This is a genomic window from Pseudomonas sp. dw_358, from assembly GCF_018449655.1.
Classification (GTDB): domain Bacteria; phylum Pseudomonadota; class Gammaproteobacteria; order Pseudomonadales; family Pseudomonadaceae; genus Aquipseudomonas.
Genome location: NZ_JAAVUX010000016.1, coordinates 15,775 through 37,214, shown reverse-complemented (window position 1 = coordinate 37,214; position 21,440 = coordinate 15,775). Strand labels below are relative to the sequence as shown.

The 21,440-nt window shown below is 64.3% G+C and carries 16 protein-coding genes; 9 read left to right on the top strand and 7 right to left on the bottom strand.

Annotated features, from left to right (window positions below; all coding sequences use genetic code 11):
* Positions 1-16: 16 nt before the first annotated feature.
* Positions 17-973: a zinc-binding alcohol dehydrogenase family protein gene (locus HB675_RS20100; protein WP_213880757.1), complete on the top strand. Its 957-nt coding sequence runs from the start codon at positions 17-19 to the stop codon at positions 971-973.
* A gap of 60 nt (positions 974-1,033) precedes the next feature.
* Here the strand turns inward: HB675_RS20100 and HB675_RS20095 are convergent, their stop codons facing one another.
* From HB675_RS20095 to HB675_RS20075, 5 genes are all read right to left on the bottom strand, one after another.
* On the bottom strand, positions 1,034-1,297 hold the full coding sequence (locus HB675_RS20095; RefSeq protein WP_213880755.1) for a hypothetical protein: 264 nt from the start codon (positions 1,295-1,297) through the stop codon (positions 1,034-1,036).
* A gap of 87 nt (positions 1,298-1,384) precedes the next feature.
* Positions 1,385-2,839 carry a SulP family inorganic anion transporter gene (locus HB675_RS20090; RefSeq protein WP_213880753.1) on the bottom strand — a complete coding sequence of 485 codons (1,455 nt, stop codon included), beginning with the start codon at positions 2,837-2,839 and terminating at the stop codon, positions 1,385-1,387.
* Positions 2,840-2,928: 89 nt separating this feature from the next.
* Complete coding sequence (locus HB675_RS20085; protein ID WP_213880751.1) at positions 2,929-4,143, bottom strand: HD-GYP domain-containing protein; 1,215 nt, start codon at positions 4,141-4,143, stop codon at positions 2,929-2,931.
* 202 nt (positions 4,144-4,345) lie between these two features.
* The gene (locus HB675_RS20080; protein WP_213880750.1) at positions 4,346-5,929 is read right to left on the bottom strand and encodes an aldehyde dehydrogenase (NADP(+)); all 1,584 of its coding nucleotides are present in this window, start codon (positions 5,927-5,929) and stop codon (positions 4,346-4,348) included.
* Positions 5,930-6,172: 243 nt separating this feature from the next.
* A complete protein-coding gene (locus tag HB675_RS20075; protein WP_213880748.1) occupies positions 6,173-7,279 on the bottom strand; it encodes a Gfo/Idh/MocA family oxidoreductase in 1,107 nt (368 codons plus the stop codon).
* A gap of 191 nt (positions 7,280-7,470) precedes the next feature.
* Between HB675_RS20075 and HB675_RS20070 the strand changes: the two genes are divergently transcribed.
* Positions 7,471-8,841, top strand: a complete 1,371-nt coding sequence (locus HB675_RS20070; protein ID WP_213880746.1) for a gluconate:H+ symporter — start codon at positions 7,471-7,473, stop codon at positions 8,839-8,841.
* 119 nt (positions 8,842-8,960) lie between these two features.
* Here the strand turns inward: HB675_RS20070 and HB675_RS20065 are convergent, their stop codons facing one another.
* The gene (locus HB675_RS20065; protein WP_213880743.1) at positions 8,961-11,312 is read right to left on the bottom strand and encodes an FdhF/YdeP family oxidoreductase; all 2,352 of its coding nucleotides are present in this window, start codon (positions 11,310-11,312) and stop codon (positions 8,961-8,963) included.
* A 158-nt stretch (positions 11,313-11,470) separates the two neighbouring features.
* On the opposite strand from HB675_RS20065, the gene HB675_RS20060 reads away from it, so the two are divergent.
* The gene (locus HB675_RS20060; protein ID WP_213880741.1) at positions 11,471-12,241 is read left to right on the top strand and encodes a metallophosphoesterase; all 771 of its coding nucleotides are present in this window, start codon (positions 11,471-11,473) and stop codon (positions 12,239-12,241) included.
* On the opposite strand, the gene HB675_RS20055 is transcribed toward HB675_RS20060, so the two are convergent.
* Positions 12,171-13,106 carry a MurR/RpiR family transcriptional regulator gene (locus HB675_RS20055; RefSeq protein ID WP_213880739.1) on the bottom strand — a complete coding sequence of 312 codons (936 nt, stop codon included), beginning with the start codon at positions 13,104-13,106 and terminating at the stop codon, positions 12,171-12,173. The genes HB675_RS20060 and HB675_RS20055 overlap by 71 nt on opposite strands.
* Before the next feature lie 217 nt (positions 13,107-13,323).
* Here HB675_RS20055 and iolC point away from each other — a divergent pair, with 217 nt between their 5' ends.
* The 6 genes from iolC to iolD all read left to right on the top strand — a co-directional run bounded on the left by iolC (position 13,324) and on the right by iolD (position 21,436).
* Positions 13,324-15,276: a 5-dehydro-2-deoxygluconokinase gene (gene iolC / locus HB675_RS20050; protein ID WP_213880736.1), complete on the top strand. Its 1,953-nt coding sequence runs from the start codon at positions 13,324-13,326 to the stop codon at positions 15,274-15,276.
* Positions 15,277-15,329: 53 nt separating this feature from the next.
* Complete coding sequence (iolE, locus tag HB675_RS20045) at positions 15,330-16,253, top strand: myo-inosose-2 dehydratase (protein ID WP_213880735.1); 924 nt, start codon at positions 15,330-15,332, stop codon at positions 16,251-16,253.
* Positions 16,250-17,059, top strand: a complete 810-nt coding sequence (gene iolB / locus HB675_RS20040) for a 5-deoxy-glucuronate isomerase (RefSeq protein ID WP_213880733.1) — start codon at positions 16,250-16,252, stop codon at positions 17,057-17,059. The genes iolE and iolB overlap by 4 nt, the downstream gene beginning before the upstream one ends.
* A gap of 27 nt (positions 17,060-17,086) precedes the next feature.
* Positions 17,087-18,589, top strand: a complete 1,503-nt coding sequence (locus tag HB675_RS20035) for a CoA-acylating methylmalonate-semialdehyde dehydrogenase (RefSeq protein ID WP_213880731.1) — start codon at positions 17,087-17,089, stop codon at positions 18,587-18,589.
* Between the two features lie 26 nt (positions 18,590-18,615).
* Positions 18,616-19,437, top strand: a complete 822-nt coding sequence (locus HB675_RS20030; RefSeq protein ID WP_213880729.1) for a TIM barrel protein — start codon at positions 18,616-18,618, stop codon at positions 19,435-19,437.
* Positions 19,438-19,498: 61 nt separating this feature from the next.
* A complete protein-coding gene (gene iolD, locus HB675_RS20025) occupies positions 19,499-21,436 on the top strand; it encodes a 3D-(3,5/4)-trihydroxycyclohexane-1,2-dione acylhydrolase (decyclizing) (RefSeq protein ID WP_213880727.1) in 1,938 nt (645 codons plus the stop codon).
* Positions 21,437-21,440: the final 4 nt, after the last annotated feature.

Below are 21,440 nucleotides of genomic sequence, written 5' to 3'. Positions count from 1 at the left end.
TTGAAGGAATGCCCTGATGAAAGCATTGCAGTTCTCGCGTACCGGCGATCTGGCCGCCTTGCAACTGGTCGACCTGGCCGACCCGGTCCCGACCCACGACGAAGTGCTGATCGAGGTCAAGGCCGCCGGCCTCAACCCGTCGGACGTCAAGAATGTGCTGGGGCGCTTTTCCTACACCACCCTGCCGCGGGTGCCCGGTCGTGACTTCGCGGGGGTAGTGATCAAAGGCCCGGCCCATCTGGTGGGGCAGGACGTGTGGGGCACCGGCAAGGAACCGGGTTTCTACCGCGACGGCTCCCACGCGCAGCTGTTGTGCCTGCCCGCGAGCGGTGTCGCGCTCAAACCCGAGAGCCTTTCCTACGCCCAGGCCGCCAGCCTGGGCGTGCCGTACACCACGGCTTGGGATGCGTTGCAGCGCAGTCTGGTCGGTGAGGGCACCGAGGTACTGGTGATTGGCGGCGGCGCGGTCGGCCTGGCGGCGCTGAACCTGGCGCGGGTGCGGGGTGCGCGGGTGCTGGTGGCAGTTCGCCGCGAAGCACAGGCGGCAGCCCTGCGGGCCATGGGCCACGAGGTGCTGCTGTTGCAGGCACCGGAGGCGTTGAGCGATCAGGTCAAGGCGGTGTTCAAGCACGGCGCAGAGGTGATTTTCGACACGACCGGCTTCTGGCTCCCCGCCGCCGTGCCGGCCCTGGCGACTTTCGGCCGGATCGCAATCATTGCTGCGCCGGTGGACGGCCTGGTGCAGTTGCCGGCTTTGGCGTTGTACCGCAAGGGCGGCTCGGTGGTGGGGGTCAACTCCCTGCTGTACGACTGCGTGGCGTGTGCGGCGATGCTGGAGCAGTTCGGTCGTTACTTCGATGACGGCTCTTTGCCATTGCCGCAAGGGCTGGTGGAGGCGCCGCTGAGTGATGGGTTGGCGCGCTATGCCGAGGTGAACAGCGGGGCGTGTGACAAGGTGGTGTTGATTCCCTGATGCGTGGGTCACCCGCAGGACCGAGCGTGCTCGGTCCTGCGGGTGGCGGCGTAGCAAGCATTATTTCCCGCCGCCGCCCGAGCCTCCGCCGCCAGCTGCACCCCCACTGCCGCCGGTGCCTCCACCGGTCCCGCTGCCACCGGCGCCTGCGGTGCCAGTGCCACTGGTGGTGGTGCCATTGTCAGTGCCCATATTGCCGCCACCGGTCTTGCCGGAGTCGGTGCTTTGGCTGCTGTCAGGCGCGGTGCTGCCCGCGAAGCTGGCCATGGGCAGGGCGGCGAGGGCCGCAGTCAGGGCGAGGATGGTCATTTTATGCTTGATCATGGTACTTCTCCGTGGAATAGAGTCGTTACCTGATATTGGTGGGCTGGCCGCCGGCTGGAGTGCCGTTCAGGCGACCAGCGGTTGCCGTCATTGAAAGGGAATGCGCGTCGCGGCCCGTTCCAGCAGGTCGCGGTTGCGCTGCGACAGACCGCGCAGCGAGAGGACCTTTCCAGCCTTCTCGTAACGCTCGCTCAAGGTCTCGAGGGCGGCGATCGCCGAATGGTCCATCACGTGCAGCGCGCGGCAGTCCACCTGCACCTGCTCAGGGTCCTGCTGGGCATCGAACAGCGCTTGGAAGCGCGTGGTCGAGGCAAAGAACAGCGTGCCGTGGGGGGTATAGACCTTTTCGCCGTCCTTGCCCACCTGCACGTCACTGCGCAGTTCCAGGGCATGCTGCCAGGCGAAGGCGAGGGCGGCGATGACGATGCCACAGAGCACGGCCGTGGCCAGGTCCGTGCACACCGTGACCACGGTCACGGCAATGATCACCAGCGCATCGGTCAACGGCACCTTGCCCAGCACCCGCAGAGAGCCCCAGGCAAAGGTCTGCTGGGCCACTACGAACATGACCCCGGCCAGCGCCGCCAGCGGAATGCGCTCGATCAAGGGCGACAGGAACAGGATGAACAACAGGATCATCACCCCACTGACCGCCCCCGAGACCCGGCTGCGGCCGCCGGAGCTGAGGTTGATCACCGTCTGGCCGATCATCGCGCAGCCGCCCATGCCGCCGAACAGGCCTGAGACGATATTGGCCACCCCCAGCGCCACGCATTCGCGGTCAGGCTGGCCACGGGTCTCGGTGATTTCATCGGTGAGGTTGAAGGTCAGCAGGGTTTCGAGCAGTCCGACCATGGCCATCAAGGCCGCGTAGGGCAGGATGATCTTCAGCGTGGCCAGGTCCAGTGGCACGCTGGGCCAGTGGAACGTCGGCAGGTTGCCGGCGATGGCTGCCATGTCGGCGAGGGTGCGCGTCGGCAGGTCGAGCCAGGCCACCAGCAGGCTGACGCCGACAATGGCCACCAGCGCCGCCGGCACCGCACGGGTCAGGCGCGGCAGCACGTAGACGATGATCATGGTCAGCAGCACCAGCCCCAGCATGACCCACAATGAACGGCCCGCCAGCCAGGCACCCTGGGCGTCCTTGAAATGCTCCAGCTGCGACCAGGCGATGATGATCGCCAGCCCGTTGACGAACCCCAGCATCACCGGATGCGGGACCATGCGCACCAGCTTGCCCAGGCGCAACAGCCCGAACAGCAGCATGATCAGGCCGCCGAGCACCACCGTGGCCAGCAGGTATTGCACACCGTGCTGCACCACCAGCGCGACGATCACCACGGCCATGGAGCCTGCCGCGCCGGAGATCATCGCCGGGCGGCCACCGAACAGCGCGGTGATCGTGCAGATGATAAAAGCGCCGTACAGGCCCATCAGCGGGTTGACTTGGGCAACCAGCGCAAAGGCGATGCATTCGGGGACCAACGCGAAGGACGAGGTAAGGCCGGCAAGGATGTTGCCACGCAGATCGGAGAGGGGCATGTTCAGGAGGTCGTTAGCTGGCTAATGGCTGGCATACTACCAGTGCCGGGGAGGTTTGTAAGAGTTTGTAATGTCCCCACAGGGCCGGCTCAGCGAAAGATCGAGCCTTTCTGCGTCGAGATGCCGGTCCAGATTTCTTCCAGATTGCTCAGCTCCCACTCCTTGGCCGATTCGATGCGCACGATGCGGTCGTTCTCGGTGTAACTGGCCAGGTCGATCAAGCGGCGCTCCAGCGGCATGCGCGTGCGGGCCGAAACGAGGATCACCACCTTGGGCTTGAGCAGCGATTTATCGTTCTGCTCGACCACCAGGCCGATGCGCTCGCTTTGCAGGCGCACCAGCGCGCCGATGGGATAGATGCCGACGGCACGGACGAACGCCTGAAAGATGCGCTCATCGAAATGCCCGGCCCAAGTGGCCATTTCGCGAATCGAGTGAGCCGGCCCCCAGGCTTTCTTGTAGGGGCGCTCGGAGGTGATGGCGTCGTAGACGTCGCAGATCGCCGCCATGCGCGAAAAGACACTGATCTGTTCGCCCACCAGGCCGAATGGATAGCCGCTGCCATCGTACTTTTCGTGGTGGTGCAGGCACACGTCGATGGCGGTGACGCTGTTCAGGCGGCTTTGCTGCAGGATGCGCAGCCCGCCTTCGGGGTGGCCCTTGACGATGCTGAACTCATCGTCGGTCAGGCGTCCGGGTTTGTTGAGGATTTCGTGAGCGATGGTCATCTTGCCGATGTCGTGCAACAGGCCGGCCACGCCAGCCTCGCGAACCCACTCCTCGGGCATGTCCAGCTGCCGGGCCAGCGCCACCATCAGCGCGCAGACCGCCACCGAGTGCATGTACGTGTACTCATCGGAGGTCTTGAGCCGCGACAGGCTGATCAGGGCCTGGGGGTGACGTTCCACCGAGGCGGAGATCTCGCCGATCAGGTTCGCGGATTCCTCGGCATTGATGGCATGGCCCATGCGCGCGTCGTTGAACATGGTGACCACGGCTTCCTTGGCCCGGCTGCAGATTTTCAGGGCCCGCGACACTTCCACGTCAAGGGCCACCCGCGGCGGCTTCTCCGTGGCGACTGCCACCTCGACCGTCAAGGGGGCGGCGACGGCAGCCTTCAGGTCGATACCGCGCAGGGTATCGATGAACAGTTCGCTGATCCCTGATTCGCGGATCTTGTTCAGATCGGCGACATGCTGGACTTTGAAACGAGACTTCCAGAAGGGGTGGTCGATCCAGGCGCCACCGAATTCATGGACGAACATCCCTATTTGAAGATCGCTGACGGCTATCTTTTTGATCATCGAGAACGCTCGTACCCACTACATTGATTTCAGTGTGCCACCACATAGCGGGCTTGTACCCAAAAATCACCGCCACTGCAGAACCGGTGAGTCATGGTTCGACGAACGGTCCATGCCATTATGGCTCAAAAAAAAACGGCATAGACAGGCGTCTGTGCCGTTTTTCTATTTTTTAGCCGGGCGGTGCACCCGGCCGAGTGGGTCAGCCGATGGCTTGCGAGCTCCACTCACCATTGACCAGACGTTGCAGCCCCAACGGGTTGGCGTTGCGCAGCGCTGGCGGCAGCAATGCATCCGGGTAGTTTTGGTAGCAGACCGGGCGCAGGAAGCGGTCGATGGCAAACGTGCCCACCGACGTGCCGCGGGCGTCGGACGTCGCCGGGTAAGGTCCACCGTGGACCATGGCATCGCTGACTTCCACACCGGTTGGATAACCGTTGACCAGGATCCGGCCGACTTTCTGTTCCAGCAGGGGCACCAGCCACTGGTATTGCTCAAGGTCGCCCGGCTCGCCGATCAAGGTGGCGGTCAGCTGGCCACGCAGGCCCAGCAGCGCGCGTTCGAGTTCGGCGTCGTCGGCTACTTCGACGACAATGGTGGTCGGGCCGAAGACTTCTTCCTGGAGCAGTTCGTCGCCTTCGAGCAACAGGCTGACGTCGGCCTTGAACAGTTGCGCCTCGGCTTGCTTGCCTTGTTGCGGCTTGCCTGCCAGGTGCGTCACACCGGGGTGGGCCAGCAGGTGTTCGACACCCTTGGCGTAGCTTTTCAGGCCGCCGGCGTTGAGCAGGGTCTGCGGCGCCTGGGCACCCAGTTGCTCTTGCAGTTGGGTCAGGAAGGCACTGAAGGCCGGCGAGCGAACGCCGATCACCAGCCCCGGGTTGGTGCAGAACTGGCCACCCCCCATGCACACCGAGCCGGCCAGCTCCTTGGCCACGGTCTCACCGCGCGCCTTGAGCGCAGCCGGCAGAACGATGACCGGGTTGATGCTGGACATCTCGGCGAACACCGGAATCGGTTGCGGGCGGGCCGCCGCCAGCTTGCACAGGGCGTTACCGCCGCTCAGCGAGCCGGTGAAGCCGACGCCTTGAATGGCCGGGTGCTTGACCAGGCCCTCGCCGACGCCGCTGCCGAAGATCTGGTTGAACACGCCCTTGGGCATGCCGGTGCGCTCGGCGGCGCGGATGATCGCGCAGGCAACCAGGTCAGCGGTGGCCATGTGGCCGCTGTGGGCCTTGAACACCACTGGGCAACCGGCGGCCAAGGCCGAGGCGGTGTCGCCGCCGGCGGTGGAGAAGGCCAGCGGGAAGTTGCTGGCGCCGAACACAGCCACCGGGCCTACACCGATGCGGTACTGACGCAGGTCGACCCGCGGCAGCGGCTTGCGCTCGGGCAACGCCAGGTCAATGCGCGCGCCGAGGAAGTCGCCCCGGCGCAGGACCTTGGCGAACAGACGCATCTGGCCGCTGGTGCGGCCGCGTTCACCCTGGATACGACCGGCGGGCAAAGCGGTTTCCTGGCACACGATGGCCACGAAGTCGTCACCCAGACCGTCAATTTCGTCGGCAATGGCGTCAAGGAATTCGGCGCGCCGGCTCGGGCTCAATTGGCGATAGGTCGCGAAAGCGCTCTGAGCGGCCTTCGCGGCGGCATCGATTTCGCCGTCAGTGGCCTGGTAGAACTCGTAAGGCAGCGCCTCACCGGTGGTCGCGTCGAGACTCTTGTGCTGAGGCTTGCCTTGGGCGCTGCGCGCGCCGCCGATGAAGTTCTGGCCGAGGACGTTGGGCATGGGTGTTCTCCTGTGGAAAATCCTGAGAGGTGAGGGCGTGCCTTGGACGTTAGACCAAGGGTACGAATCGAGAGCTGTTGTTGTGCGGCTGGCAGTGACGGCCGTTTATTGTCAGTTATCGTACGACTGTTGGAGGGGTGTTGCAACCTTGGAAGTCCCAGGCCTGCTGCAGGGTGCTTGTTGACCCTGTGGCCTCATCGCGGGCAACCGTTACGGTGGCCTGCGATGACCGTGTCGCGATCTTTAGCCGTTAGGCACTTCGGTGTTCACAAATTCCGGCACCTTGGCCAAGGTCAGGCTGCGGGCCTGATCATGCTTCACGCTGGGCCGCGCTGGCAAGGGTTCAAGACGCTGCACTTCACCGCTCTCGAGGGCTCGCTCGATGGCGGCCAGGACCCGCACGTCGCGCCAGCCTTCCTCGCCGTCCGCCGAAGGCAGGCGGTTCTTGAGGATGCAGTCGGAGAAGTACTCGGTCTCGCCGCCGAACTGGTCCACCACGGGGTGCTGACGGGTTTCGGTTTCCCCGTCGATGATGACCTTGTAGGCAATCGCGACCCCTTCGCCTAGGCCGAACGATGGCGAAACCTGGATTTCGCCCTGGGTGCCGAACAACTGAAAGCCTTCGCTGGCCGGCAGGCTGTAGCTGACGGTGAAGGTGGCCATCCGCTCCTCGGTAAACCGCAGCGTCACGTTGACCGTGTCTGGCGTGTTGATCGGCCGGCCAGGGGTTTGTACGGCGACGGCGTGGACTTCCACGGGCTCACTGGCGAACAGGTTGCGCACGGCGTTCAAGGGGTAGGGCCCCAGATCCACTACGGGGCCGGCCCAGTACCCGCTTTGCATGCGGTGGTTGGACGGGTGGGTGACCTGGGTGTATACCGAGCTGAACAGGCGCAGGTCGCCGATCTCGCCACGACGGGCGCGGTCGGTCAGTTCGACGGTGCCCGGCTCGAAATGCAGGCGGTAGGCGATCATCAACTTGGCGCCGGATTTGCGCGCCGCCGCGTTGATCGCCAGGCAGTCCGCCTCGCTGGTGGCCATGGGTTTTTCCAGCAGTACGTGAATCCCCGCCAGCAGCGCCGGTTCGGCGAATTCGCGGTGGCGGAAGTTCGGCGTGGCAATGTACACCGCGTCGATCTCGCCGCTGGCCAGCAACTGGTCGAACGCCTCGTAGCGGTAACTCTTTAGCCCGTATTTGGCGGCCAGCCCATCGGCTTTCTGCGGATCGCCGGTGACCAGTGCGGTCATCACCGAGTTGCTCGTCTGGCCGACGCCGGGCATGAACGCCCCTTGGGAAATCCAGCCACCACCGACCACTGCGTAACGAACCTTGCCTTGTGCATCTGGCATGTCAAAGCCTCCTGACGATTGAAATGACGTGCGGCCGCCGTACGGCCTGGTTACTAAAAGGGGCAGGCATTGCTTCGGTAAGTTCAAAGCAATTGCGCGACAGGGCGCAGGCAATGTGCCATGCAATTGGGGTATGCTCCGGCGGCTTTTGAGCCCCTCAGCGCACCATCAATCACAATAAGGAGTGCCCGTTGGACGTCTCGACCATTGCCTGGACGGCCCATGATAGCCGCCTGATCATTTGCTGCCTGGCAGCCATTGCCGTGATCATCGTGCTGATCAGCGCCACCCGTTTGCCACCGTTTCTGTCCATTCTTATCGGCACCTTCATTGCCGGCATCGGCGCCGGATTGCCCGCCGAGGAAGTGGCCAAGGCCTTCAGCAAGGGGGCGGGTGGCATTCTGGGCGAGGCCGGCATGATCATCGCTCTAGGCGCGATGCTCGGTGCGGTGATGGCCGAATCCGGGGCGGCCGACCGCATCGCCACCACCTTGCTCAAACTGGGCAAGGGCCGCAGCCTGCCCTGGGTGATGGCGCTGGTGGCCATGGTTATCGGCTTGCCGCTGTTTTTCGAAGTGGGGCTGGTGATGATGGTGCCGATCATCTTCGTCATGGCCCGTCGCTCCGGCCAGCCGCTGCTGAAGATCGCCGTTCCGGCCTTGGCCGGGATGACCACATTGCATGCGTTGATGCCGCCCCATCCCGGCCCCTTGATCGCCGTCAGCGCGCTGCACGCGGACCTGGGCCTGACCATGTTGCTGGGGCTGTGCCTGGCGATTCCGGCAGTGATCCTCGCCGGTCCCCTGTATGGCAACTGGCTGTCCAGACGCCTGCACATCGAAGCGCCGGCAGAGTTGGGTGAACTGTTCAGCAAACCGGTGACCCAGACCCGACAGCCGGGATTTGGTCTTTCCCTGCTGATCATCCTGCTGCCGGTGCTGCTGATGCTGGGCAGCACCCTGGCCAAGGTGGCCATGGCGCCCGCCAGCGGCACGGCGCAGACCTTGAAGTTCCTCGGCGAGCCGCTGGTGGCCTTGGGCATTGCCGTGATCGCGGCGGTGATCTGCCTGGGCTGGGCCAACGGCATGGCCCGCGAGCATGTCGGCCAGACCCTGCGCAAAAGCCTGGCGCCGATCGCCGTGCTGCTGCTGACCATCGGCGCAGGCGGCGGCCTCAAACAGGCCTTGCTGGATGCCGGCGTCAGCCAGACCATCAGCAAGGTTGCCGAAGGCGCCCACATGCCCTACATCCTGCTGGCCTGGCTGATTGCCGTGGCCCTGCGCCAGGCCACCGGCTCTGCCACCGTGGCCACTACCACCACGGCAGGCATTCTCGCGCCGTTGATGGCAGGGCTGGCGGCGACGCAAAGCTCGTTGGTGGCTTTGGCCATCGGCGCGGGGTCGGTGTTTTTCTGCCACGTGAACGATGCCGGGTTCTGGATGGTGCGCGAGTATTTCGGCCTGCAGCTCAAGCAGACCATCATGGTCTGGTCGGTGCTGCAGACCATCGTGTCGTTGGTAGGGTTGGTGGGAACCTTGCTGTTGTGGCACTTTTTGCAGTAACACCAAACCCTGCAGGACCGAGCGTGCTCCGGCAGCAGACGGCGCGGTGCTCGTTTACGAGCAAACTCGGTCCTGCAGGTGTAGTCGCAAGCCAGCGTCAAGGGTCGCGCAGGCTCGTCCTACGCCACTAACCCCGCACTTGGCATTTCACACGCCACTTGCCCCTCGCCACGCTCGACCCGCTTGAGCGTCACCGGCACTGACTTGGATGCCGGCACTTTGCTCTTCTCGGCGTGGTGCCACAGCGGCACCAGGGCGTTGCACTCCGGGTAGTATGCCGCGCAGCAGCCTTGCGGAATGTCATAGGCCAGAATCTGCAGCGGCCCGACGCTGCGCACCACTTCAGGTTCGATGGCCGTGGTCAGTTGCAGCCACTGGCCGGGCTCGAAGCCCAGCCGGAAAATGTCACTGCGGTTCATGAACACCACGCTGCGGGTGCCGCTGACGCCGCGAAACCGATCCTCGTAGCCATAGATCGTCGTGTTGAACTGGTCATTGCTGCGGATCGTCATCAGCTGCAGCACGTCCCGGCGCAGCCCACCGACCAGCACGTCATCGTCTTCGGCCAGGGTCAGCGGGGTGAAGAACTGCGCTTTCTTGCTCGGCGTGTTCCACTGGCGCTGGCAGGCCGCGATCGGCCGGTGAAAGCCGCCTTTGTCCCACATGCGCCGGTTCATGTCGTGGAAGGCGTCCGGCAGCGAGGCGGCGATGGCCGAGCGAATCAGACTGTAGTCCTGGCTCCAGGCCTGCCAGTCCAGTTGCGGATTGGGCGCCAAGGTGGCCTGGGCGATGCCGGTGATGATGGCCGTTTCCGAGCGCAGGTGCTCGCCGGCGGGCTCTGCGTGGCCCCACCAGCCGTGGATGCAGCCGGTGCTGTCCTCGGTGCTGTGGGCCTGGGCCACACCGTTCTGGCGGTCGATCTCGATACGGCCCAGGCACGGCAGCAGCCAGCTATGGGCGCCGGGCAACAGGTGGCTGCGGTTGAGCTTGGTGGCGATCTGCACGTTGAGGTGCAGGTTCTGCCAGGCCGGCTCCATCCGCGAGGTGTCCGGCACGGCGCGGATGAAGTTGCCGCCCAAACTGATGAAGCCGCGCACGCTGCCATCGAGCATGCCCTTGCAGGCGTCCACCGTGGCCAGGCCCTTTTTCTCCGGGACCTTGACCCCGAACAGCTCGGCAAAGCGCCCGGCCGGGACCTTGCTCGGGTCCTCGCTGATGCCCACGGTGCGCTGGCCCTGCACATTGGAATGGCCGCGCACCGGGCACAGGCCGGCGCCAGGCTTGCCGATGTTGCCGCGCAGCAACGCCAGGTTGACCACCATCTGCACGTTCTGCACGCCGTGGCGGTGCTGTGTCAGGCCCATGCCGTAGACCAGAATCACCCGTTCGCTTCGGGCGTAGACCTTGGCCACCGCTTCCAGAGCGCCACGGCTCAGGCCGCTGCGCTGTTCCAGGGTTGGCCATTGATGCCGACGCACGCAGGCCAGGTAGTCGTCCAGGCCCTCGGTGTGCTGGGCAATGAAGTCGTGGTCGAGGACGCTGGGCCGGCCCTCGGCAAGCTCGGTGTCGTCCAGTTCCAGCAGGGCCTTGGTGATCCCCAGCAGTGCCGCCGAATCACCGCCGATGGCCACCTGGTGATATTGAGTACTGATGGCCGTGGCCTTGGGGGTGATCATCTCCACCGGCGACTGTGGGTTGACAAAGCGCTCGGAGCCCCGCTCGCGCAAGGGGTTGAAGGTGATGATCGGCACCCCGCGCTTGCGCGCTTCCTGCAGCGGGTGAAGCATGCGCGGCGAGTTGCTGCCGACGTTCTGGCCGAAGAAGATCAGGCAATCGGTCTGTTCGAAATCGTCCAGTGTGACGGTGCCCACCGGCACGCCGATGCTTGCCTGCAAGCCCACCGAGGTGCTTTCGTGGCACATGTTCGAACTGTCCGGCAGGTTGTTGGTGCCGTAGGCGCGGGCGAGCATTTGCCAGGTGAACGAGGTTTCCAGCGAGGCGCGCCCCGAGGCGTAGAACACCACGCTGTCGGGGTCCATGCCGCGCAGCTGCCCGCCGATCTGCTCATAGGCCGTCGGCCAGGTGGTCGGCAGGTATTTGTCCGTGACGGCGTCATAGCGCAACGGTTCGGTCAAGCGGCCTTTCTGTTCGAGGTCGAAATCCGGCCAGTTGCGCAGTTCGCTGACGGTGTGCGCGGCGAAGAACTCGGGGCCGGCCTGCAAGGTGGTCAGCTCCCAGGCCGTGGCTTTGGCGCCGTTCTCGCAGAATTCCATGGCATGGGGGTTGCCAGGTTTGGCCCAGGCGCAGCTGACGCAGCCGACACCGGCGTGTTTATTGAGTTTGAGCAGAGCGCCGGTACTGCGGGCAATGGCCCGCTCGCGGCCGAGGATGGTCATGACGGAAAACGCCGAACCCCATCCCCCTGATGCATTTTTATAGGGGCGAAAGCGGGCTTTAGGGTGAATCAGCATATTTATGGTCCCAAGACGAGCGCGGCAAGGAAACGTCGCGTTACACTTATCGACGAAAGCACATCGAAAAAGGTTCGGCTGGTCTTCCCGGCGGCATTGCAGAGCGCCTACGTGGACCGGAGCAGGAACGAACCGACAGGCGCGGAGGTCGACCCACCATGAATAAACTTGTGCACTTTGCTGCCAACACTCAAGGTCGTGATTACGCGGTGGGCGACATCCACGGCCATTTCACCCGCCTGCAAACGGCGCTGGACCAGCTGGGTTTCGACCCGGCGTGCGACCGCCTGTTCAGTGTCGGCGATTTGATCGACCGTGGCCCGCAAAGCGAAGAGTGCCTGCACTGGCTGGAGCAGCCGTGGTTCTTCGCCGTCCAGGGCAATCACGAAGTGCTGGCCGTGCAGCTGGAGGAAGGCCTGCCACTGGACCTGGAGAATTACCGCAACAGCGGTGGCGCCTGGTTGCTCGACGCGCCGACCGACAAGCGGCAACTGTACGCCCGGCATTTCCGGCAGATGCCCGTGGCCATGGAGATCGAAACCGCCCAGGGCCTGATTGGTCTGGTGCACGCCGATTGCCCCTTTCCCAGTTGGGCGTTGCTGCGTGCCTACCTGAGCGGTGAGCTGCCGCGAGATAAACGCACCGACGAGATTTTCCAGTGGTCGCGCTCACGCATCAAGCGCAATGACCGGCGCGGTGTGGAGGGTGTGCAGGCGCTGATCGTCGGCCATACGCCGTTGCGTATACCGAAACGCCTGGGCAACGTCTGGCACATAGATACGGCGGGCTGGAGTGAAGGTTACTTCAGCTTTATCGAACTGGCGTCCCTGCGCGTCTGGCCCGACCCGCCACCGCGGCCTAATCCTCAAACCCGACCTGCTCCTGCATCTCGTCGACCTTCAGTTCCAGCCGGTACGCCACCGCAATAAACAGCGCCTGGCACAGGCACAGCGTGGCTGACAGCGAACGGAAGGCGAAGGAGGTGCCTTCGTTGACCAGCAATACGTTGCTGGCCCGCCGCGCCAGAGGCGACAGGTTGCTGTCGGTGATGATCAAGGTCTTGGCCTGGTGGTGTTGGGCGATGCGCAAGCAGTGCTGGGTTTCCTTGCCGTAGGGCGTGAAGCTGATGGCAATCACCAGGTCATTGGCCCGCACGCTGCGCATCTGCTCGCGGTAACCCCCGCCCAACCCGGAAATCAGATGGATGCGCTTATTGGTGTGTTGCAGGTTGTACACCAGGTAGTCGGCCACCGCGAACGAGCGGCGCACCCCCACCACATAGATATTGTCGGCGTTGACCACCAGGTCCACGGCCTTGTCGAAGGCCGCCGCGTCCAGCTCGCTGCCCAGCCGTTCGATGCCCGACAGCGTGGCGGCGATGCATTCATTGGCCAGGTCCGCGCCCGTGGACTTGTGCGACTTGTTGGCGATCAGGCTGCGGATGCGCTGCTGGTAGTTCTGCACCGGCGTGGCTTTGTGGGTGTAGGCCTCGCGAAACAGCGCCTGCATTTCGCTGAAGCCACTGAAACCGAAGCGCTGGGAAAAACGCACGATGGCCGAGGGGTGGACCTCGCACTCGCCGGCGATGTCGCTGATGCGATCGACCATGATGCGGTCGCTCTGCTGACTCATGTAGCTGGCGATGCGCTTGAGCTGGCGCGGCAGTTTATCGAACTCCTGGGTGATCAGTTCCAGCAGCTGCTCGGCGCTGGCCGGGGCAGTGGGCAGGTCGGTGTCCGGTGCAGCTTCGGCAAGGGCCGTCGCGGACACGTCAGGTGGGGGAGTACGGGACATCGGCGGGTATCCTTGTGCTTGTTCTTCTGGCTGATGCAGCTTAAAGCCAAACGCCATCAGCTGTCTTTAGAATAAAAATTCCGATTAAAAAATAATTGGAAAAAAAGTTGATGCGGGGCAGATCTCGTTCTAGTCTGGCTCCTGTGAACGCGATACGCACCTGCCATGAGGTGCCGTCGCGGCGACCAACAGGCTGATAACAATAACAGGAGCCGGTATGGGCCAGACTCGTTTTGCCAGCGCACGTCCACTGGATCTCATTTGTCTCGGACGCCTTGGCGTCGACCTTTATGCCCAGCAGGTAGGCGCACGGCTGGAAGATGTTTCCAGCTTCGCCAAGTACCTCGGCGGTTCGTCGGCCAACATTGCCTTCGGCACGGCCAGGCTGGGGCTTAAATCGGCGATGCTGACCCGGGTGGGTGACGACCACATGGGCCGCTTCCTCTGCGAACAGCTGCAACGCGAGGGCTGTGATGTCAGCGCCATCAAGGTCGACCCCGAGCGTCTGACCGCCATGGTCCTGCTGGGGCTCAAGGACCGCGAAACCTTCCCGCTGGTGTTCTACCGCGAAAACTGCGCTGACATGGCCTTGCGCCCTGAAGACGTCAGCGAAAGTTTCATTGCCTCAAGCAAGGCTCTGCTGATCACCGGGACGCATTTTTCCACCGACGGCGTTTTCCGCGCGAGCAGCCAGGCGCTGGACTATGCCGAGCGACATGACGTCAAACGCGTCCTCGACATTGACTACCGGCCAGTGCTCTGGGGCCTGGCCGGCAAAGCCGACGGCGAAACCCGTTTCGTCGCCGACACCAAGGTCAGCCAGCACGTGCAGCGGATCCTGCCGCGTTTCGACTTGATTGTCGGCACCGAGGAGGAATTCAACATCGCCGGCGGCAGTGACGACTTGCTGCAATCCTTGCACCGGGTGCGCGAACTGAGTGCCGCGACCTTGGTGGTCAAGCTCGGTGCCCAGGGCTGCACGGTGATCCACGGCGCCATCCCCGCCAGCCTCGACGACAGCCCACGCTACGCCGGGACTCAGGTAGAAGTGTTGAACGTGCTGGGTGCCGGCGATGCGTTCATGTCCGGCTTTCTCAGTGGCTGGCTGCGTGACGCCGACGACGAACGCTGCTGCGCGCTGGCCAACGCCTGCGGGGCGCTGGTGGTCTCGCGCCACGCCTGCGCTCCGGCCATGCCGACCCCGGCCGAACTGGACTACCTGCTGAACAGCCAGGTGCCCATTACCCGGCCCGATCAGGACCCGTACCTGCAACGTTTGCACCGGGTCACGGTGCCGCGCAAGGCCTGGAAACCGCTGTTTATCTTTGCTTTCGATCACCGCGCGCAACTGGCCGAACCGTGCCGCGAAGCCGGGCGCGACGCCAGCAGCGTCAGTGCCCTCAAACAGCTGTTCGTCACGGCCGTTGCCAGTGTCCAGGAGCAGCTGAAGGCGCGGGGTGTGAGCGGCGATGTCGGCATTCTGGCCGACCAGCGTTTCGGCCAGGACGCCCTCAATGCCGCCACCGGCCGTGGCTGGTGGGTGGCGCGCCCGGTAGAAACCCAAGGTTCGCGACCGCTGGCCTTCGAGCACGGACGTTCGGTGGCCAGCAACCTGATTGCCTGGCCACAGGAACAGATCATCAAGTGCCTGGTGCAGTTTCACCCGGATGACGAGCCATTGCTGCGCCTGGAGCAGGAAGCGCAGATCCGCGGCCTGTATGAAGCCTCCATCGTCAGTGGCCACGAGCTGCTGCTGGAAATCATCCCGCCCAAGGATCATCCCTCGACCCACCCTGATGTGCTCTACCGCGCCATCAAGCGCCTGTACAACATCGGCATCTTCCCGGCCTGGTGGAAGATCGAAGCGCAGAGTGCGGCGCAGTGGGCGGCCCTCGATGCCTTGATTCAGGAGCGCGACCCCTGGTGCCGGGGCGTGGTGCTGCTGGGCCTCAACGCCCCGGCCGACCAGCTCGCCGAAGGCTTTCGCGAGGCCGGCCATAGCAAGACCTGTCGGGGCTTTGCAGTGGGCCGGACGATTTTCCAGGAGCCCAGCCGCGCATGGCTCAAGGGCGAGATCGATGACGCCACACTCGTGCAGCAGATCAGTGAACGTTTCACCGGCCTGATCGACGCCTGGCTCTCGGCCCGGCCTCAGGACGCGGCGCAGTAAGGTTCTGAGTCAACAGACAGCCACATCGCTGACACAACAATAAAGGTACAGCCATGTCCGTTTCCCACGCGCAAAATGCCATACGCATCGGCATCAATCCGATTTCATGGAGCAACGACGACTTGCCGGCCCTGGGCGGCGAGACGCCCCTGAGCACCGCCTTGAGCGAGGGCCAGGCCATCGGTTACGAAGGCTTCGAACTCAACGGCAAATTCCCCAGAGACGCCAAGGGCGTTGGCGACGTGCTGCGCCCCTACGGCCTGGCACTGGTCTCCGGCTGGTACTCGGCGCAACTGGCGCGCCGCTCCCTGAGCGAAGAAATCGAGGCGATCAGCAGCCACGTGCAACTGCTCAAAGAAAACGGCGCCACGGTGCTGGTCTATGGTGAAGTGGCCGATTCCATTCAAGGCCGGCGCATTCCCCTGGTGGAGCGCCCGCGCCTGCACACCGACGCCCAGTGGGTCGAGTACGCGGGCAAGCTCACGGAATTGGCCCGTTACACCCTGTCCCAAGGCGTGCGTCTGGCCTACCACCACCATATGGGCGCCTACATCGAAAGCCCGGCTGACATCGACCGGTTGATGGCATTGACCGGCCCGGAAGTCGGGCTGCTGTTCGACAGCGGCCACTGCCAGATGGGTGGGGGCGAGCCGCTGGCGGTGTTGCGCAAGCACATCCAGCGGGTCTGCCACGTGCACTTCAAGGACGTGCGCCAGCCGGTGGTGCAACTGGCCCGCAATAACCTGTGGAGCTTTCCCGACTGCATCGTCAACGGCACCTTCACCGTGCCAGGGGACGGCGACATCGATTTCGCCGCCTTGCTCGACGAGCTGCTCAAGGTCGATTACCACGGCTGGCTGGTGGTGGAAGCCGAGCAGGACCCGGCGGTGGCACCCAGTTTTGCCTACGCCAAGAAAGGTTTTGACACCCTCAGTGCCTTGCTCGCGCAGGCACAGCAACGGAGGAACGCCGCATGAACCTGTTGATCAAGAGTGCTGCCCAGGGCCGCGACATCGTCGCCTTGCCCGCCGGGGCGCTGGAATACGTCGGTTTTGCCGCTCACCGGTTGGCCTCGGGGGAAAGCCTGGCGTTGGACGCCGGCGAGCGCGAGCTGTGCCTGGTGCTACTCAGCGGCCACGCCGATGTCAGCGGCGAAGCGCCGGGGCAGGGCGCCTTCAGCTGGGAAAACATCGGTGACCGGCAATCGGTGTTCGAGGAAAAATCGCCCTACGCCGTGTACCTGCCAGCCGGCACGCAAGTGCGCGTGACGGCTCGCGATGCCGTGCAACTGGGCGTCTGCGCTGCACCAGGCCTGCGCAACAGCGACTTGCCGGCGCGCCTGATCACCCCTGAGACCATGAAACGCAGCGTGCGCGGCAAGGGCGCCAACACCCGTTACGTCTGCGACATCCTCCCGGACACCGAGCCGGCCCATTCACTGCTGGTGGTGGAAGTGCGCACGCCGTCCGGGCACAGCTCCAGCTACCCACCCCACAAGCACGACCGCGACAACATGCCGGCCGAGAGCTTCCTGGAAGAAACCTACTACCACCAGGTCAACCCGCCCCAAGGCTTCGTGTTTCAGCGGGTCTACACCGACGATCGCCGCATCGATCAGGCCATGGCCGTGGAAAACGGCAACCTGGTGGTGGTGCCCGAGGGCTATCACCCGGTCAGCGTGCCGTACGGCTATGAATCCTATTACCTCAACGTCATGGCCGGGCCCAAGCGCATCTGGCAATTCCACAACGACCCGCAGCACAGCTGGTTGCTGGACCTTTGACGGCCAATCGAACAAGAGAGCATCGACATGAGTGAAGCAACGGTCATCGGCCATTACATCAACGGCCAGGTCCAGGATACAGGCGCCGAGCGCTACAGTTCGGTATTCAATCCCGCCACCGGCCAGGTTCAGGCCCGCGTCGGCCTGGCCAGCCCGGCCACCGTGGAGGCCGCCGTGGCCTCGGCACTGGCGGCGTTTCCCGCCTGGGCCGAGCAGTCGAGCCTGCGCCGGGCGCGCATCTTGTTCAAGTTCAAGGAACTGCTGGACAGCCATCAGGACGAGTTGGCCGAGATCATCAGTCGCGAGCACGGCAAGGTACTGGCCGACGCTCGCGGCGAAGTCACCCGCGGCATCGAGATCGTCGAGTTCGCCTGCGGCGCGCCGAGCCTGCTGCAGACCTCCTATAGCGACAACATCGGCGGCGGCATCGACAACTGGAACCTGCGCCAGCCCCTGGGCGTGTGCGCCGGCATCACCCCGTTCAACTTTCCGGTGATGGTGCCGCTGTGGATGATCCCGCTGGCGCTGGTGACCGGCAACTGCTTCATTCTCAAACCCTCCGAGCGTGACCCGTCGGCCAGCCTGCTGCTGGCGCAACTGCTCAGCGAAGCCGGTCTGCCCGACGGCGTGTTCAATGTGGTGCAAGGCGACAAGGCTGCCGTGGACGGCCTGTTGCAGCACCCGGAGATCCAGGCGATTTCCTTTGTCGGCTCCACGCCCATCGCCGAGTACATCCACCAGCAGGCCAGCCAGCACGGCAAACGCGTTCAGGCCCTGGGCGGTGCGAAGAACCACATGATCGTGATGCCCGATGCCGATCTGGAACAGGCCGCCGATGCGTTGATGGGGGCGGCCTTCGGCTCGGCGGGCGAGCGCTGCATGGCGATTTCCATTGCCGTGGTGGTAGGCGATGTCGGTGACCGTCTGATCGAGCAACTGCTGCCGCGCATCGACCGCCTCAAGGTGGGTGACGGCCGCGCCGCCGGAAGCGAAATGGGCCCGGTCATCACCGCCCAGCACAAGGCCAAGGTCGAAGGTTACATCGATCAGGGCGTGGCCGAGGGCGCGACCCTGCGGGTGGACGGTCGCGGCTTGAGCGTACCGGGAGCCGAAGAGGGCTTCTTCGTCGGGGCGACCCTGTTCGATAACGTTACCGCCGAGATGAGCATTTACCGCGAAGAGATCTTCGGCCCGGTGCTTGGCCTGGTACGGGTGCCGGACTTCGCCAGCGCCGTGGCCTTGGTCAACGCCCATGAGTTCGGCAACGGCGTGTGCTGCTTCACCCGCGACGGCGGCATTGCCAGAGCCTTCGCCCGGACCATCAAGGTCGGCATGGTCGGCATCAACGTGCCGCTGCCGGTGCCCATGGCCTGGCATTCCTTCGGCGGCTGGAAGCGTTCGCTGTTCGGCGACCATCACGCCTACGGTGAAGAAGGCCTGCGCTTCTACAGCCGCTACAAGAGTGTCATGCAGCGTTGGCCTGACAGCATCGCCAAGGGTCCGGAATTTGCCATGCCCACCGCCCAATAATCGCTTTACGCCTGGAGACAAGAAGAATGCGCCAGCCTTTGCGTTTTGCCCTTAATCGTATGGTTGCCCCGCGGTTGCCGCTGACCGAGTTTATCGACCTGGCAGTGGCGCTCAACGCCGACGCCATAGAAATCCGCAACGACCTGGCCGGTGTCGAGATCGAAAACGGCATGCCGCCAGAGGCGGTCAGGGACCTGTGCCGCGAACGGGGTATCAAGGTGTTGTCGATCAACGCGCTGTACCCCTTCGACGTGTGGAATGACGAGCGTCGCGAGCAGACCCTCAAACTGGCGGCCTATGCCCGCGATTGCGGTGCCGAAGGGCTGGTCATGTGCCCGCTCAACGACCGCGCCGACCGCCGCACCCCGGCTGAACGCGCCAGCGGCCTGCGCACCGCCTTGAGCCAGTTGGCGCCGATCCTGCGCGAGCACGGCCTGCTGGGTTTCGTCGAGCCGCTGGGCTTCGAGGAGTGTTCACTGCGGCGCAAGCGCCAGGCGGTGGAGGCGATCAAGACCGTGGGCGGGCTGGATGTGTTCCGTCTGGTGCACGACACTTTTCACCACCATCTGGCCAGCGAAGCGGAGTTTTTCCCTGAATTGACCGGGCTGGTGCACGTGTCCGGCGTGGAAGACCGCGAGGCGCCCCTTGGCAGCATCCGCGACGGCCATCGGGTGCTGGTGGGCGACGGCGACATCCTCGGCAACGCCGCGCAGCTTGATCAGTTGTTGGCGGCGGGCTACAGCGGTTATGTGTCGTTCGAGCCGTTCGCCGACAGCGTCCATCACTTGGCCGATATCCAGACGGCGGTAGGGCAGAGCATGGCGCATTTGCGCCGGGCGTTGGCTTGAGAACGTCGAGGGCTTGATTTTTCAGGACCGATTCAGAGATCCACGAATAAGGAACACTTCCATGAAAACAACAAGATTGACCATGGCCCAGGCACTGGTGAAGTTCCTCGATAACCAATACATCGAAATCGACGGCGTGCAGAGTAAGTTCGTCGAAGGCATCTTCACCATCTTCGGCCACGGCAACGTGTTGGGCCTGGGCCAGGCGCTGGAGCAGGACAGCGGTGAGCTGGTGGTGCATCAGGGCCGCAACGAGCAGGGCATGGCCCACGCCGCCATCGGCTTCGCCAAGCAGCACCTGCGGCGCAAGATCTACGCCTGCTCCTCGTCGGTCGGCCCCGGCGCGGCCAACATGCTCACCGCCGCAGCCACCGCCACCGCCAACCGCATTCCCGTGCTGCTGCTGCCGGGCGACGTGTACGCGAGCCGGCAGCCGGACCCGGTACTGCAGCAGATCGAACAGTTCCACGACCTGAGTATCAGCACCAACGACGCGTTCAAGGCCGTGAGCAAATACTGGGACCGCATCAACCGCCCGGAGCAGCTGATCAGCGCCGCCTTGGCGGCGATGCGCGTACTCACCGATCCGGCCGAAACCGGCGCGGTGACGCTGGCGTTGCCTCAGGATGTGCAGGCCGAAGCCTGGGACTACCCGGACAGTTTCCTCGCCCGCCGCGTGCACCGGGTCGACCGCCGCCCTCCGGCCAGCGCCGCACTGGAAGACGCCGTGCGCGCGTTCGCCGGCAAACACAAGCCGCTGATCATTTGCGGCGGCGGCGTCAAATACGCAGGTGCTGCTGCGGTCCTGCAAGCCTTTGCCGAGCGGTTCGACATTCCATTCGCCGAAACCCAGGCCGGCAAGAGCGTGATCATCTCGGCCCATCCCTTGAACGTCGGCGGCGTCGGCGAGACCGGTTGCCTGGCCGCCAACCTGCTGGCCAAGGAGGCCGATCTGATCATCGGCATCGGCACCCGCTACACCGACTTCACCACCGCCTCCAAATGGCTGTACCAGAACCCCGAGGTGAGCTTTCTCAACCTCAACATTCACCCGGCCGATGCGCTCAAGCTGGATGCCGTGCAGGTATTGGGGGACGCCCGCCTGAGCCTGGAAGGCCTGGCCGAGCCGCTGGCAGCCAGCGGCTACCGAAGCGGTTGGGGCGCTCAGGTCAGCGAGGCGAGGGCGGCGTTGGCCGCCGAGGTCGATCGGGTCTACGCCGCGCACTACAGCAGCAGTGACTTCGTCCCGGAAATCGCCGACCACATGGACCCGGCCGTGTTGCGCGATTTTATCGAAATGACCGGCTCGGCCCTGACTCAGAGCCAGGTGCTGGGCGTGCTCAACCGTGCGTTGCCCGAAGATTCGGTGATCGTTGCCGCCGCCGGCAGCCTGCCCGGCGACCTGCAACGGGCCTGGCGCACCCGCGCCGTCAACAGTTATCACGTTGAATATGGCTATTCGTGCATGGGTTACGAGGTCAATGCGGCCCTTGGAGTCAAGCTGGCCGAGCCGCACCGCGAGGTCTATGCCCTGGTGGGCGACGGCTCCTACATGATGCTGCACTCGGAACTGGCCACCTCGATTCAGGAGCGGCGCAAGATCAACGTGGTGCTGCTGGACAACATGACCTTCGGCTGCATCAACAACCTGCAGATGGAGCACGGCATGGACAGCTTCGGCACCGAGTTCCGCTTTCGCAACCCGGAAACCGGCAAGCTCGATGGCGGCTTCGTGCCGGTAGACTTCGCCATGAGCGCCGCCGCCTACGGCTGCAAGACCTACAAGGTGACCACGCTCGAGCAATTGGAGACGGCCCTGCTGGACGCGCGTCAGCAGAGCGTATCGACCCTGATCGACATCAAGGTCTTGCCCAAGACCATGATTCACAAGTACCTGTCCTGGTGGCGAGTCGGGGTGGCCGAAGTGTCCACCAGCGAGAAGACCGCCGAAGTGCGGCGCAAGCTCGACGAGCAGTTGGGTCGCGCCCGGCAGTACTGAAAGA

Coding starts and splice junctions, on each gene's coding strand:
- HB675_RS20090 (WP_213880753.1), bottom strand. CDS start 2,839: ATGCCCCTCTCCGATCTGCGTGGCAACATCCTTGCCGGCCTTACCTCG.
- HB675_RS20085 (WP_213880751.1), bottom strand. CDS start 4,143: ATGATCAAAAAGATAGCCGTCAGCGATCTTCAAATAGGGATGTTCGTC.
- HB675_RS20055 (WP_213880739.1), bottom strand. CDS start 13,106: ATGTCCCGTACTCCCCCACCTGACGTGTCCGCGACGGCCCTTGCCGAA.
- HB675_RS20035 (WP_213880731.1), top strand. CDS start 17,087: ATGAGTGAAGCAACGGTCATCGGCCATTACATCAACGGCCAGGTCCAG.
- iolD (WP_213880727.1), top strand. CDS start 19,499: ATGAAAACAACAAGATTGACCATGGCCCAGGCACTGGTGAAGTTCCTC.
- HB675_RS20075 (WP_213880748.1), bottom strand. CDS start 7,279: ATGCCAGATGCACAAGGCAAGGTTCGTTACGCAGTGGTCGGTGGTGGC.
- HB675_RS20030 (WP_213880729.1), top strand. CDS start 18,616: ATGCGCCAGCCTTTGCGTTTTGCCCTTAATCGTATGGTTGCCCCGCGG.
- iolC (WP_213880736.1), top strand. CDS start 13,324: ATGGGCCAGACTCGTTTTGCCAGCGCACGTCCACTGGATCTCATTTGT.
- HB675_RS20095 (WP_213880755.1), bottom strand. CDS start 1,297: ATGATCAAGCATAAAATGACCATCCTCGCCCTGACTGCGGCCCTCGCC.
- iolE (WP_213880735.1), top strand. CDS start 15,330: ATGTCCGTTTCCCACGCGCAAAATGCCATACGCATCGGCATCAATCCG.
- HB675_RS20065 (WP_213880743.1), bottom strand. CDS start 11,312: ATGCTGATTCACCCTAAAGCCCGCTTTCGCCCCTATAAAAATGCATCA.
- HB675_RS20100 (WP_213880757.1), top strand. CDS start 17: ATGAAAGCATTGCAGTTCTCGCGTACCGGCGATCTGGCCGCCTTGCAA.
- iolB (WP_213880733.1), top strand. CDS start 16,250: ATGAACCTGTTGATCAAGAGTGCTGCCCAGGGCCGCGACATCGTCGCC.
- HB675_RS20080 (WP_213880750.1), bottom strand. CDS start 5,929: ATGCCCAACGTCCTCGGCCAGAACTTCATCGGCGGCGCGCGCAGCGCC.
- HB675_RS20060 (WP_213880741.1), top strand. CDS start 11,471: ATGAATAAACTTGTGCACTTTGCTGCCAACACTCAAGGTCGTGATTAC.